Genomic DNA, 14621 nt, shown 5'->3' with positions numbered 1-14621 from the left:
GTATGCTTTATTAAAGAGAGGCAATATCTTATACCCTCACAAATCCTACGCCTTTAACATGCGTCGATCACAGGTCTCAGGCTATTGGAACCTGGTGAGGACTTTTATGGACAAAGGCCTATTATCGCTCTCACGGTCTTTGATTTGCTGACATATAGGTCAATACCATTCACGCATTGTACAATTCGCAACCATGGCTTTAACTACCTACCGCAAAAAACGCTCCTTTAACAAAACACCGGAACCTACCGGTGGCAAGTCATCCGGCAAAGCTTTACGATTTGTAATACAAAAGCATGATGCATCCCGCCTGCATTATGATTTCCGCCTGGAGATGGACGGTGTATTGAAAAGTTGGGCGGTCCCCAAGGGGCCTTCCACCAATCCCGAAGACAAAAGACTGGCCATGATGGTAGAAGACCATCCCTATGATTACCGCAGTTTTGAGGGCATTATCCCCGAAGGTAATTATGGGGCCGGCACGGTGATCGTATGGGATGAAGGCACCTATGAACCCCTCGAACCCAGCGGCGATAAAAAGAAAGATGAAAAAGCGTTGCTCAAACAACTCAAAGCAGGCTCGCTCAAATTCAGTTTATCAGGCCATAAACTACAGGGTGAATTTGCGCTCGTACGATTAAAAAATGCAGAGAACAACGCCTGGCTACTCATCAAACACCGGGATCAGTACGCCAAAGCAACGGATGTAACCAGGAAAGTACGGTCTGTTGTATCTGATAAAACCCTTGAAGAAGTGGCAAAGACCAGTCATAATATATACGGTCAATCAAAGGCTGCCGCTCCTAAAAAAGCTTCCAAAGCCGCTACCACCACACCGAAAAAAGCAGTAAAAAAGACAGCACCGCGCAAGGCGGCACGAAAAAAAAAAGACGTAGCAGCACTGGAGGAAGCACCTAAAAAAGCATTTCCCAAAAACATTCAACCCATGCTGGGCACCCTCGTCAGCGAACCTTTTGATCAACCAGGCTGGTTGTATGAGATCAAATGGGATGGCTACCGGGCCCTGGCCCTTTGTAATAAAGGCAAGGTGGAACTACTCTCCCGCAACCAGAAATCATTCAATGAAAAATTCTATCCTGTATACAAGGCGGTAAAGGACTGGCAGCTCGATGCAGTCATAGACGGAGAGATCTGCGTGGTCAGTGACAAAGGCATTTCCCATTTTGGGTCGCTGCAGAACTGGCGAAGTGAAGCTGATGGCGAACTGGTATATTATGTATTTGACATCCTTTGGCTGGATGGCCACGACCTCACCGGACTGCCACTGGTAAAGCGACGTGATCTGCTACGACCATTGGTACCATCTTCGGGCATTATCCGCTACAGCGAAGCCTTCGAAAGCTCGGCCACAGAGTTCCTGGCAGCAGCTTCTAAAATGGGAATGGAAGGCATAATGGCCAAGAAAGCCGATAGTGTTTACCTGCCGGGAGAACGTACCCGCGACTGGTTAAAGCTGAAAGCCAATAAAAGACATGAAGTAGTGATCGGCGGATTCACCAACAATGAGGATTCACCCAAACTGTTCAGTGCATTGCTGGTAGGGCTGTATGACGGGAAAAGATTGAACTATACCGGCAAAATAGGTACTGGTTTCAATGACAAGATGCAACGGGAAATGATGAAACAGTTTAAGCCCCTTATTACCACCAAATGCCCTTTTACTGAACTGCCAGACGTCAACAAGCCTTCCCGCTTCCGGCCCAATCCTCCTCATGCCACCGTTACCTGGCTAAAACCCAAACTGGTGGGAGAAGTGAGTTATGCTGAAATGACCAGCGACGGAGTGATGCGCCATCCCAGTTTTGAAGGTATGCGGGAAGACAAAAAAGCCAGCGCTGTAGTAGCTGAAACTGCTGTGGAGGTAAAGGAAGTGACTAAAAGGGGCAGGAAAGATCCGGCAACCAAACTATTGAAGCAGGGAGGCAAACAGGAAAGGAAGACCCTGCTGAACCCTTCTGAAGCAACGCAGGTGAGGGCTATCAATGGCCATGAACTTTCCTTTACCAACCTCAATAAGATATTCTGGCCAAAGGAAAAATATACCAAGCGAGATATGCTCAACTACTATTACCAGGTGGCGCCCTATATACTCCCCTACCTGGTAAACCGGCCCCAATCATTGAACCGATACCCCAATGGGATCAATGGAAAAAGCTTTTACCAGAAGGATATAACAGGCAAAGCGCCCGCATGGATCAAGCAATTTCCCTATCATACCAGTGAGGGGGAAGACAAGAATTTCATGGTACCTACCAATGAAGCAGGCCTGTTGTGGATGGCTAACCTGGGGGCCATTGAGATGAACCCCTGGAACAGCACCATTGACAAACCGGAGCACCCTGACTGGTGCTGCCTCGACCTGGACCCCGACAAAGGCAATACTTTTGAACAGGTGATACAAACCGCCCGGGTGGTAAAACAGGTGCTGGACCAACTGGGCATTGAGGGGTACCCCAAGACATCCGGCTCTACCGGTATTCATATCTATATCCCATTGGGCGCAAAGTATACGTATGACGAATGCCAGCTATTTGGCAAGCTCATCGCCACGCATGTACGGGAGCAATTACCACAGTTTACCAGCATCGAAAGACTCACCCGCAACAGGAAGGGAAAACTCTATATCGACTACCTGCAAAATCGCCCCAAAGCCACGCTGGCAGCGGCTTACTCACTGCGACCCAAACCCGGCGCCACGGTATCAATGCCCCTCCATTGGGACGAAGTAAAGAAGGGTTTACAGCTACAACATTTCACACTTGCCAATGCAATGGAACGGATCAAAAGAGAGGGCGATCTGTTCAAACCAGTGTTGGGTAAAGGTGTCAATATTGCCAGGGTATTGAAGCAATTACAATAGCACTTTATGTCGTTTCATTGGGGAATTTTCATATCTCCAACGGTGGTTAATACCTCTTTTATTCGATTTCCCCAATGAAAAGCTATTCACAAGAGTGTATAACTGGTGTACAAATGATGAGCTGATATGGATGTTTCTTACTATATTACTTCATTAATTTTGGAGGATAGATTATCATCCTGTCTAATGCAGGAATAAGATCCCTTCCTCCTGCATTAGTCACCATCATCAATCGTAAAAAAAATCGAACAATGGCAACAAAAAAAGCGCCCAAGAAAGCAGCTAAAAAAGCAGTAAAAAAGGCCGCCAAAAAAGCAGCACCTAAGAAAGTTGCGAAGAAAGCTCCTGTAAAGAAAGCTCCAGCTAAGAAAGCAGCTAAGAAAAAATCTGCCAGGAAACCAAACGCAGCCTTCATGGCTCCTCTTACGCCCAGCGCATCACTCGGTGAAGTGATCGGTTCAAAGGCAATACCCAGAACTGAGATCGTTAAGAAGATCTGGGATTATATCAAGAAGAACAATCTCCAGGACAAAAAGAACAGGAGAATGATCAATGCCGATTCCAAGTTGAAACCAATCTTTGGCAAAGACCAGATATCCATGTTTGAACTGGCTAAGATTGTCAACAAGCATGTAAAATAAATCTGGCCGTAAGGTCAAACAAGCATTTGCCAGGTTATTGTGATAACCTGGCAAAGCTTCTTATCCGCTGTCATTTCAGGCAGCCTGCCACAATGGGCGCTCTCCCGTTGTTTGGATATCTTTCACTCCCCATACGATCTACAAGGGCAACATGGGTATGGGTGTCCGGTCGTAATAGCTGGTCACGCGTTCAAAATAGCGGTGATCATTTGTATCGGGCCAATGGTCTTTATCAAATCCCGGTGATTCTTTCAGATATTCTTTGTCCCTGTTCAATACGAATACTTCTTTCGCAGGATTCAAACGTAACTCTTTAAATGGGATCGCAAATAGCTTTCCGCCTAAACCGAGGAAAGCACCTGATTCCATCACTACATATTCCACTTCTCCCGTATCGATATTGATCATCAGGTCCTCTATTTTGCCCAGATCGTCCCCATTCGGATTCTCCACCTTGTCACCCGTGATCGAGCGGGCCGTTAAGCGTTTTACCGGGTTATTTGCATCGGGGCCTTCATGGTTGATACCCGTCTGGTTGTCTGCTTCATACTGCTTATCATACGTTGCCATATAACCTCCTTTTTTAAGGGATGAAAACCATAATACGCATAAAAGCCATGCCAACCAGGCATATATCATACCGCTCTATTGTGCCAGCAATTCCCCAATTTTCCTGCTGATTACCGGCTCATCAAAGCCCGCAAATACCTCTGTTACCTTACCACTCCGATCCAGCAACACGGAAGAGGGACAAGCCGAGAGGCCCAGTTTTTCAAATAACACATTCCCTTTAAACAGCATTTTATAAGCAGGCTGGTACTTATTGTAGAAGAACTTCATATCCTCTTCTCCATCCTCAACATTGATCGTCAGCAGTTGGAAACCATCTTTCCCGTACTTGTTCTGTAAAGTATTGTAATGGGGCATGGCTGCCATACAAGGACCGCAGGATTTGAACCAGAAATCAAGCAGCACCACTTTACCTGTATATTGATGAAGCGATGCACTATCGATGGCTGCAGGTCTATAATCAGGCAATGTAAAGTCGCCGATAATAACACCGGTCTTTATCACAGGCTTTTTCTCCTTAGGCTTAAATGGCTGGTACTTGTCCCTGTAACTGATATATGCCCAGCTGCTATCAGCAGGCAAAGCGGGAGCCATATTGAGATCGTCAAACGTTACTGTTATATAATCCCGGTCATCATTTCCTCGGATATATCTGGTGATGAACTGGTAAGGCAGGTAGGTTTTCTTATCGATCAACAGGTAGTAAGGTCTCCGCAAATTCCGCAGGTTAATAGGCTGCATGCTGTAAAACCCATCATAATACCTGTTGGGCCGCTCCATCTTTACACAATACAAGGACTGACCGCCGATCAGGGTATCACTGATCGACTTTTGGGTGCTGTCGTCCCCGATCACCAGGGGAAGAAAATAGCCCAGGTTGATCAGTGAATGAGAAAGATAACTATTCCCCTCCAGCTGCCTTGCATTCTTTGCAGATGCACTGTCAATAGTCATAGCGTCCCTTTTCAGTCGTATGGTCTGCTGGCCATCATAAATGAATAACGTATTCCCTTCACTGGCCTGTAGCCGCCACCCTATGGGGCTATTCTTTATGCGCTGAATGAATAGTTCCGCACTGAATAAGGAGTAATAATTGTCTCCGTAATACTTTGTTTCCCGGGTTTGCCGGTAACGGACCACGCTAAGACGATCCAGCTTTTCCTTTGTTTTTGAGAGTACGTCCACCGCATTGGCCGGGGAAGACGCAGGTTGAGATTGAACTCTTATTCCGGTAAGGAACAATACAAACAGACATAACAGGCAATGATGCATCATAATAAAGATTGTTGCCCCAAACATAGGCATTATCAATACCTGCCTGCGGACGATTCGACATACCCATTCAACAAAAAGACGGGACCGGTTTAATCGAAAAAACAAGGGCTTTTATCGAAAACCAGACCGTGCTCCTTCCAGCGCCCGGTTTTATTTTGGAATTGCAATACCTTTAAGCTGCATGACCCTCAGGCAATCAATTTTCACCTCCGACAAATATGCCCGGATAGAATGGGCATTCTTTATTTTTATCTGGTTCATTAGTCCGTTGCTCACTGATCTTGAATACGGTTTTAATGAAGAACCGAAGCAATTGCAATGGAGCTATTTCCAGGTCAACATCATCCGGCGCCTCGTTTGGGGATTTTTCACGGTCATCCCTTATTACCTGTATTATAAACTTGCCATTCAACCACTCCTTATCAAAAAAAGATACGGATATTTCCTGCTTTCTGTATTGCTGTTTGTGGCAGTGCGGGAACTATACACGGTGTATATCATGTACGGTTCTATAGCCCGTCTCTCCTTTTTACCCATTGAGATGATCACCGAAGCACAAAAAGTATTAAAACTAAAAGGCCGGTTTCATTTTGGCATCAATTACCTCGTGTTCCAGTTGCTGATCATGATCGCCCTGGCCTATTTTATTCATCTTGACAAACAGGAAAAGCAGATACGGCAATTAAAACAATTGCAGGCAGAAACTGATCTCCAATACCTCCGGTCGCAGCTACAGCCCCATTTCTTTTTTAATACCCTTAATAATATATATGCCCTCGCCCTGCAACAGTCTCAGCTTACCGCTCCCCTGGTAGCCAAGTTGTCGGATATGATGCGTTATGTACTGTATAAAACCACCCAGCCAAAACAACCCCTTACCCATGAAATACATTTCCTGAGCAATTATGTAGATGTACAGTCGGTCCGCTACCATGATAAAACGGCCATCCGGTTCGATACCCAGGGCATTACTGATCAGGCGCTCATTGAGCCGCTGCTGCTGCTGCCCTATATTGAAAACGCGTTCAAGCATGGCATTGAAGAGGTCCATACAGGTTTTATTGAGGTCATTATTTGCCTCAACGACCAGGAACTTACTTTATCTGTTAAGAACAGCAAGGCAGCAGGCGCTACGGATCAATCCCTGCCGAATAGCCATGGCAATGGTATCGGACTGGACAATACACAAAAACGCTTGTCGATCCTGTACCCCGGCAGGCACTCCGTGCAGGTAAAGGAGACCAATGAAACCTATGAAGTACTTTTAACTATTATTCTCAATTGATATGGTAAGATGCATGATCGTGGATGATGAGCCACTGGCGCAACAGGTATTAAAAAAATACATTGAGCAAACTGATGGGCTGACCCTTTCTGCTGAATGCTTCCATGCAGCAGCGGCCTTTGCTGTGCTACATCAGCAGCCCATCGACCTCTTATTCCTCGACATTAAAATGCCACAGCTTACCGGCACACAATTCATACAATCCTTAAAAGAGCCGCCTGCTTTTATCTTCACTACTGCTTATCCCGACTTTGCCCTGCTGGGCTTTGAATTGGAGGCGGTGGACTACCTGCTAAAACCCATTACCTATGACCGGTTCAAAAAGAGCATTGCCCGCTTTTTGAACCAGCAGCCAATTCCTCCTTCTCTGCCAGAGAAAGACTATGTATACTTTAAAGTAAACGGCAGCCTGGTAAAGGTTGTTCTCGCTGAGATACTGTTTGCCCAATCCATGAAAGATTATATCAGGATCATCACCACTACCGGACAGCATATTACCCACCTCACCATGAAATCCCTACTACAATTGCTGCCGGAACAACAATTCAAACGGGTACACCGCTCGTACGTGGTCAACATCCGGCATATTGACCGGCTCAGTAAGGAAGCCGTAACCATTGGGCAAACCACCATTCCCCTGGGAGAACACTATAAAATGAACCTCAAAATGCTGTAATTCAGTCCGCAAGTGGCGGCCAACTGCCCCGACAGGCATTTTTTTACTGTTTTCCTTCCCAGCCTGTCACAATTCCGCAGGGTCATTTGTCCCATGTTACGGGTGATCCCGGCTAACTTAATTTCTAATAACTTACATTTATTACAGCATGGACAAGAAAGCGTCCCTTTTTATTGAATACAAGGCATTGTTGTTTTCCATGGCCTACAATATGCTCGGCAGTGTAGATGCCGCGGAGGATATCGTGCAGGATGCATTTCTTAGATGGATGGAAACACAGGAAGGCTCAGTAAAGCACCCCAAGGCCTACCTCGTAAAAATCGTAACCAATACCTGTATCAACTACCTCCACAGTGCCCGCGTACAGCGTGAACAATACATAGGAGTATGGCTACCTGAGCCCTTGCTGAACTATGGCGTCGACAATGGCCATGAACGATTTGAGACCTACCATGCCCTTTCATTGGGCATCCTCCTCCTGATGGAAAAGTTGACTCCACAGGAAAGGGCTATTTTCCTGCTGAAGGAAATATTTGCTTATGATTATTATGAGCTGGCCGACATCTTTGACAAATCGGAAGACAATTGCCGACAGATATTAAAACGGGCAAAAGACAACCTGGGCAAAGACGCCCGCCGGTTTGAAGTAGACATGAAAGTGCATGAAAAGATGCTGCATAAACTGCTGCAGGCTACTTCAGAGGGAAGTATGGAAGACCTGATCGATCTGCTCAAAGAAGACATTGTATTGTTTGCAGATGGTGGCGGTAAATTCGTTCATGTGAAAGGACAGCGCCTTACAGCCGCTTACAAGCCTATTTACGGCAGAGAAAATGTATCGAGGTTGATGATAAGCGCAGTCACCAAAATAGAGGCAATCCCCGGTTTTCGCCGGGAGATCATTATTGCCAATGGCCTTCCCTCCATCATCTCCTACTCCGGCGATTCGCCCATCAGTCTTTTCTCCCTGGAGCCGGATGGAGACAAGATCAGGAACATATATATCCAGACAAATCCCGATAAACTAAAGATGTTTAAAAAAGATAGTTCTTCTTAGTAACAGCTGTCACAGGAAAAGGATCTCGCCTGTCTTATGAAGAAAATAAGATCATGATCTATCACGCATCCTTGTGGTTCCATATTATTGGCATTACGTTGTTGGCAGGCACTACTTTCGTTGATTTTGTACTGACCCGTAAGTTCTGGGCCTTTTATGCCAAAGACCAGCCGGCAGGTATGGTGGCAAGAAAGCTAACCGAGAAACTTCCCCTCCTGGTAGTAGCAGGTATTGTACTCACGCTTCTTTCCGGCATAGGCATGATGACCATCCTGCATGCCGTAATAGGCGCTATGTTGTGGTTCAGGATCAAGATAATCCTTGTGGTAATTGTTATTCTGAATGGTATTGTGGTGGGACGAAAGCTCAACGGAAGGCTCAATAAAATGCTGACTACGGCGGGAACAGGGCCCGCCAACGATCAATCATTGCAGCAGCTGAAAAAAAATCTGCAACTATTCCATATTACACAACTCACCATTTTCTTTATTATCTTTTTCCTGAGCGCCTTCAAGTTCAATTGACGAAGTAAGGTATTAGCTGTTAGCCGTTAGCTATTAGCAATACACCGTTTACGTATCAAAAGCGCTAAAGGCTAATACCTAATAGCTAATGCCTTTCTAAATCAATCCCTGCTGCACTGCAACCTTGATGAGGGCAGCCACATTCTTTACCTCAAACTTCTGCAGCAAATTCCTGCGATGGGTTTCTACGGTGAGCGGACTCAGGGAAAGCTGTGTAGCTATACCAGCGGTGGTAATACCGTCGGAGATCAATTGCAGTATCTCTTTTTCCCGTTTGGTCAATTGGGGAATACCTCTTAATTCGATGACTGAGGGTCGGGCAATAATTTCTTTTACTTCCCGGCTAAAGGTGATCTGGCCACCCAATGCTTCATGGATGCAGGTGATGAGTTCTGTGGGGGAGGCGTTTTTGAGCAAATAGCCGCTGGCGCCATTTTGAAGGGCCTGCATAATAATGCTGCGCTCACTGTGGTTGCTCAACACCAGTACACAGGTACCGGGTGATAATATCTTTATCTCTTTACATAGGTCCATCCCATTCCTATCCGGCAGGGAGATATCCAGTAATACAATATCTACCTTACTGGTCTTTATAAAATCAATAAACTCCATGCCGGAAGTAAAAGAGCCGGCTACCCGCAGGTGCTCTTTGTTGTCAAGCAGTTTTAATACCCCTTCGATCACAACAGGATGATCATCTACTATGGCCAGTTCTATAACGTCTTTATCCTGCAACATATAGTTCAATATTTATGGTGGTTCCTTCATTAATGACGGAGGCGATGTCCATTTTCCCATTCAGGTAATCTACCCGGCTTTTTACATTGCTCAGTCCTATTCCTTTGGCCCTGGCGGCATTTTGAGGATCAAATCCCTTGCCGTTATCTTCGAGTGTTACAAAAAAAACACCCTCATTCTGGCTGCACTGCAATAAAATGCTGGATGCATGACCATGGCGAATGGCATTGGTGAGCAATTCCTGCACGATCCGGTAAATAGTAACCTGTGTTTGCTGCGGTATCGTTTTCTCGATCCCGTAGGACTGGAAGCCAACCCGAACCTGATCGGTCATTACCGATTCGCACAGATCTTTCAACGCCGTTTCCAGTCCCAGCTTCAACAGGGCCTCAGGCATCATATTACGGGCGATACGGCGCAATTCACTGATGGAGTGGTCCAACTGGCCGATCACTTTGTTGAGGTCATTATCCTGTGCCACAGGCGCAGCTACTGTGAGCCCGGTCAAATTCATTTTTACCCCGGCCAGCATCCCCCCTAGTCCATCGTGCAGGTCACCGGCCAGCCGCCGGCGCTCGCGTTCCTCTCCCTGTAGCATGGCCTGGCTGAACTGTATTTGCTGTTGCTGGGCCAATTCCTTCAATTGCTGCTGGTGATTGAGGTCTTTTTGTTCCGACAGCTTTTTATTGTTCCTGAAGTACAGCAGGCCCAGCACGGCGGCGATCAGCAGCAGCACAGAAACAGAGGCTAAAAACCAGTTCACCAACCGTGTATTCCTGGCTGTCAGTGCCGCTTTGTCATTCTCGGCTTTCAGGGTGGTTATTTTCTTTTGGTTCTCCGCATCATTGTATTTCAGTTCCAGCGCCTGGATATCGGTCTTCAATTGACTTTCATGCACACTGTCACTCAGTTTGCTGTATTGTTCAGACCATTTATACGCATCCTGCATATTGCCCAGCCCGGCATTCGTTTCGGCCATGCCCTTGTACAGCTGCAGCCGGTTCGTGATCTGCGACATCATCTCTGGCTGCGCCAGCAGGTAGGTTAAAACCGGTCTGGCATTCCGGTAATCCTTCTGGTTAAAATGAGCATAGAACTTTTGCAGCAGCAGGCGCTGTTCTTCATAACCCCTGTGCAATTGCTTCGCCAGCCGGATGCCTTTATCTGTACTCACCAATGCATTCTTATGGTCTTTCACCGCGTTGTAGTAAATGCTTTCAGCGGCATAATAATCCAAATAGAGCGGATTTTCCGGGAAAGGCGCCAACATGGCATTTGCACTGTCCAACATGGGTTTGGCCAGGTCATACTTTTCCCACAACACATAATTTTCGGCAGCCGTTACATAAGCTGTTGCCAGCTCAGCAGTGGCATGAAGTTCCCTAAATAGCCGTATAGCAGTCAGGACCCAAACAGACGCCTTTTCATATTGTGTCGTATTCTTAAACGTAAGCGCCAGATCATGGTAGTTTTTGGCCAGGCCGGAGGTATCGCCCGATTCCTTTGCCAGGGGTATTGATCTATTGAGCAGCACCTCAGCAAATCCTTTTTCATCGCCCTTGGCCTGTTGCAGAACGCCATAATTGTGTAATGCCTGCGCCCTGAATTGCTTGGCAGGTTTTGTATTGAATGGGGTCAGCAGGCTATCGGCTTTCAGAAAAGCAACTTCACTTTTGGGGATATCACCCGTAGCATAAAATATGATCCCTTCATAAAACCAGGAGACAGCTGTTTGAAAAGGATTGTTCCGTGCATATTGCCGGCCCTGATCGAGGTATACCCGCGCTTTGGCCGCATCCTTGAACACCCAATAATAGGACAGGAGATAACTGCTTTTGGCCCTGACGGTATCGTTGGTAGCCTTATTCAAAACCGTTTGCAGACTGTCGGCATATTTATGCTCATCCAATGGCAATTGTGCCTTACTCCATAGCGCAATACTGATCAGTAAGCAAAAGAGGGTGGTGTGGCGGATCATGCAGGCAAAATAAACAACAATTGCTGAATACTTTTTTATTATATCAAGAATACCGGAATACCAGTAGATAAAATTCACGGTTTCAGCGTATTGCTCGCGGTGTGCATGGCCGATACCTTTGCACACAACCCCGCAACCGATACGCCTGCGTCATTCACCTGCCAATGGTCCATTTTTACCGACCACCAGCGTTGAAGGGCCGTATCAAGATAACCCCGCAACTGTAGAGCTACCTTGTTTTCTGTAAAACCTGGTATACCCAGGCCGTATAGCACATTTTAAAACAAACATAAATGATGAACCTGTCAACAACAAAACACCCGGTGAAGATTATTGCCTTACTCCTGTCAGCAAGTCTCTTATTTTCCTGTAAAAAAGACAAGGATAACGACAATTCAAGTTATCCTAAAGATGTGACCATAGAGTACAGGGTTACCACTACCACGTCCGGATTAAATGCTGCCGATGTAAATTATACCAATGAAACAGGTGGCATGTCGAGTATAGATCTTGCGCCCATCCCTTTTTCCAAAAAGATCACGAAAAGGGTTAACCAATATGAAGTTATCGGCCTTAGTGTTACCGCTATCAAGAATGGCAACCTGAAAACAGAGATACTGGTAAATGACAAACTGGTTAAAACAGAAACCTATACCAGTACCTCTGTGATACATGGTACACTCGCTCATCAATTCGAATAAAACCCTATATCAGTCAGTGAACAGACAACCTGCTGGTCAGCACAGGCAATGGTTATTTGAGTATTTAGCCGCTTCTATCTTTATGGAAGCGGCTTTTTTTTATGAGTCAGTCCCCGGGCAATTGGGTATGGCATGAGATATTATAAATAATTATATAATTTCAGGGTACATTACCAATCTATGTTCAGCCAGTTATGACTGCTTCAAATAACTCCAAGACCAATGTATGGCTAAGTATTTATCGCCTGGTACAGCCATACAAAACCAGGCTGCTGGCGGTTTTCGTCATCAGCCTGGTAAGTACGGCCATCACTTTGCTGGAGCCGCTTATCTACAGGGAGGCGGTCAATGATATTGCCGGTCTGTTTGTGCAAAAAGCACGCAATGAAGTAAAAACAGAAATGGGACTTGAGCGGGAAACGGAAGAAGAACCAGCGGCCAGTTTCTTCAGGAATAAGGGTCATAAGGCAACTGAAGCCAGCGGAAAGAAGGCTCTGCACCACAAAAGGGTGAAAGAGCCGCATACGAAAACGCATGTAGCACCCCGTACCTCTCATGAAGCATTCAATACCCTGCTATGGGCGATAATATTGCTTTTCACGATCAATGTGCTCGGCCTTATTTTTTGGTGGATAGGAGAAAATATGAACATAAAGCTTTCGGCCACCATAGAAAGGCGTTTTATTCAGCGCACATTCAGCCATGTATTGAAATTGCCCCTGGCCTTTTTTGCCAAACGTTCCAGTGCTGTATTACATAAGCAGATCGATCAGTCGGAAGAGATCTCAGGCACGGTGACTGTTTTTACCAAGAACATCTTTCCGGAGATCATCAGCCTTGCCGGTATACTCGCCATCATGTTCTGGCAAAACTATGTTCTTGCTTTACTGGCCTTATCAATCGTTCCGTTCTACCTCATCATTACAGTTATATCTACTAAGAAACTCGAAATGAGCCTGGCCGGCTATTATGAAAAATGGGAGGAGGTATCAGCAGAAATGCAGGATGCGCTGAGTGGAATAAAAACGGTAAAACTTTCCGGCGCGGAAGAACGAGAAGTGAACAGGCTGGATAAGCAGGCTACCAGCGCCTATGGTGATTATACCAAACGGTCACTGTTGTCCAACAAATATACTTTCTGGCAGGTATTGCTGACGCATATTGCAACTGCCATGGTGCTCACCTATGGCGGTTATCTCGCTTTGCACCATAAACTGACCCCGGGCGATGTGGTGATGTTTGTGGCTTACCTGGATATGTTGTACACCCCTATTGACAACCTGGCCAGCATCTGGGCGGAAGTGCAGCAGAATATAGCCTCGGTGGCCAGGGCATTCACCTTGCTGGATACCAATATTGAAGAAAAGCCAGGAGCGGAATTGCTATTGCATAAAGGGAACGTTGAATTTAAGAACGTGCATTTTGGTTATACACCCGAAAGAGAGGTGTTGAAAGACCTGTCCTTTGTGGCAGCACCCGGTAAAGTAACCGCTATTGTAGGTACATCGGGTGCAGGAAAAACGACTACCGTGGACCTGTTGTTAAAACTATTTGAACCGCAAAGCGGGGAAATACTGATCGATGGGCAAAAGCTATCTGCCCTGGATGCCGCATCGGTCAGAAGAAATATCGGTATGGTGGCTGCTGATGGCGCCATCTTCCGGGGTACCCTGGCGGATAATATACGCTACAAAAAACCGGAAGCCACCGATACAGAAGTGGAAACCGCTGCTATTGCTGCCGGTATGCAAACTACCTTACAACGCTTACCCGATGGACTGAAGACGCTGGTAGGTGAGAGCGGCTTTGGCCTGTCGGTTGGAGAGCGCCAGCGGGTGCAGATAGCCCGCGTCATCGTATCCAGGCCCGGCATACTGGTGATGGACGAAGCAACGGCCAACCTCGATTATGCCACCGAAGCAGAAGTTAAAAACACCATAGACGAGATCAGGAAAGAAAATACTGTCATCATTATCGCCCACCGGTATTCGATGGTCAGGGATGCAGACCATGTGATTGTGCTGGATGCGGGACAGGTAGCCGAAGCGGGAACACCTGCAACACTTATTGCCAAAGGAGGTTGGTTTGCCGACTTTGCCATTGCAGGAGAGGACGAATATGAGGAAGGCGATGCTGCATTGGAGGAAGACGAAGAAGATGAAGAGGATATAGGCGAATAGCAATGCAATACACCAAATTATTACCCTTACTAAACAAAAAAGGACAAAATGGTTAAAAGCCATTTTGTCCAATAGGTACCAGAATGTGGAACATGCTACGTAGTGAAAAGAACCT

At 46.3% G+C, this 14621-nt stretch carries 13 protein-coding genes; 8 read left to right on the top strand and 5 right to left on the bottom strand.

Going from position 1 to position 14621, the window contains the following annotated elements; translation table 11 throughout:
* The first annotated feature begins 193 nt into the window (after positions 1–193).
* Together ligD and D3H65_RS02280 are read left to right on the top strand one after the other, a co-directional pair.
* Positions 194–2881, top strand: coding sequence for a DNA ligase D (gene ligD / locus D3H65_RS02285; protein ID WP_119048706.1), 2688 nt, complete (start codon positions 194–196; stop codon positions 2879–2881).
* A gap of 251 nt (positions 2882–3132) precedes the next feature.
* Positions 3133–3522 (top strand): SWIB/MDM2 domain-containing protein, encoded by a 390-nt coding sequence (locus D3H65_RS02280; protein ID WP_119048705.1) that lies wholly within the window; start codon positions 3133–3135, stop codon positions 3520–3522.
* A 138-nt stretch (positions 3523–3660) separates the two neighbouring features.
* Here the strand turns inward: D3H65_RS02280 and D3H65_RS02275 are convergent, their stop codons facing one another.
* Both D3H65_RS02275 and D3H65_RS02270 read right to left on the bottom strand, forming a co-directional pair.
* The gene (locus D3H65_RS02275; protein ID WP_119048704.1) at positions 3661–4092 is read right to left on the bottom strand and encodes a PRC-barrel domain-containing protein; all 432 of its coding nucleotides are present in this window, start codon (positions 4090–4092) and stop codon (positions 3661–3663) included.
* Between the two features lie 75 nt (positions 4093–4167).
* Positions 4168–5367 (bottom strand): TlpA family protein disulfide reductase, encoded by a 1200-nt coding sequence (locus D3H65_RS02270; RefSeq protein WP_162915365.1) that lies wholly within the window; start codon positions 5365–5367, stop codon positions 4168–4170.
* A gap of 181 nt (positions 5368–5548) precedes the next feature.
* On the opposite strand from D3H65_RS02270, the gene D3H65_RS02265 reads away from it, so the two are divergent.
* The 4 genes from D3H65_RS02265 (at position 5549) to D3H65_RS02250 (ending at position 8909) form a co-directional block, all read left to right on the top strand.
* Positions 5549–6652: a sensor histidine kinase gene (locus D3H65_RS02265; protein WP_119048702.1), complete on the top strand. Its 1104-nt coding sequence runs from the start codon at positions 5549–5551 to the stop codon at positions 6650–6652.
* Position 6653: 1 nt separating this feature from the next.
* The gene (locus tag D3H65_RS02260) at positions 6654–7328 is read left to right on the top strand and encodes a LytR/AlgR family response regulator transcription factor (protein WP_119048701.1); all 675 of its coding nucleotides are present in this window, start codon (positions 6654–6656) and stop codon (positions 7326–7328) included.
* A gap of 148 nt (positions 7329–7476) precedes the next feature.
* Positions 7477–8385: a sigma-70 family RNA polymerase sigma factor gene (locus D3H65_RS02255; RefSeq protein ID WP_119048700.1), complete on the top strand. Its 909-nt coding sequence runs from the start codon at positions 7477–7479 to the stop codon at positions 8383–8385.
* 53 nt (positions 8386–8438) lie between these two features.
* The gene (locus D3H65_RS02250) at positions 8439–8909 is read left to right on the top strand and encodes a hypothetical protein (RefSeq protein WP_119048699.1); all 471 of its coding nucleotides are present in this window, start codon (positions 8439–8441) and stop codon (positions 8907–8909) included.
* A gap of 96 nt (positions 8910–9005) precedes the next feature.
* Here the strand turns inward: D3H65_RS02250 and D3H65_RS02245 are convergent, their stop codons facing one another.
* From D3H65_RS02245 to D3H65_RS32770, 3 genes are all read right to left on the bottom strand, one after another.
* Complete coding sequence (locus tag D3H65_RS02245) at positions 9006–9647, bottom strand: response regulator transcription factor (protein WP_119048698.1); 642 nt, start codon at positions 9645–9647, stop codon at positions 9006–9008.
* Complete coding sequence (locus D3H65_RS02240; RefSeq protein ID WP_162915364.1) at positions 9634–11625, bottom strand: tetratricopeptide repeat-containing sensor histidine kinase; 1992 nt, start codon at positions 11623–11625, stop codon at positions 9634–9636. The genes D3H65_RS02245 and D3H65_RS02240 overlap by 14 nt, the downstream gene beginning before the upstream one ends.
* A gap of 74 nt (positions 11626–11699) precedes the next feature.
* Positions 11700–11900 (bottom strand): hypothetical protein, encoded by a 201-nt coding sequence (locus tag D3H65_RS32770; protein ID WP_162915363.1) that lies wholly within the window; start codon positions 11898–11900, stop codon positions 11700–11702.
* An 18-nt stretch (positions 11901–11918) separates the two neighbouring features.
* Between D3H65_RS32770 and D3H65_RS02235 the strand changes: the two genes are divergently transcribed.
* Both D3H65_RS02235 and D3H65_RS02230 read left to right on the top strand, forming a co-directional pair.
* Entirely contained in the window at positions 11919–12326 is a 408-nt protein-coding gene (locus tag D3H65_RS02235; protein ID WP_119048696.1) for a hypothetical protein, read from the top strand.
* Between the two features lie 194 nt (positions 12327–12520).
* The gene (locus D3H65_RS02230; RefSeq protein WP_119048695.1) at positions 12521–14506 is read left to right on the top strand and encodes an ABC transporter ATP-binding protein; all 1986 of its coding nucleotides are present in this window, start codon (positions 12521–12523) and stop codon (positions 14504–14506) included.
* The last annotated feature ends 115 nt before the right edge of the window (positions 14507–14621 follow it).

The sequence above is a fragment of the Paraflavitalea soli genome, assembly GCF_003555545.1.
Classification (GTDB): Bacteria; Bacteroidota; Bacteroidia; order Chitinophagales; family Chitinophagaceae; genus Paraflavitalea; species Paraflavitalea soli.
This window is presented reverse-complemented; position numbering and strand designations above follow the sequence as displayed.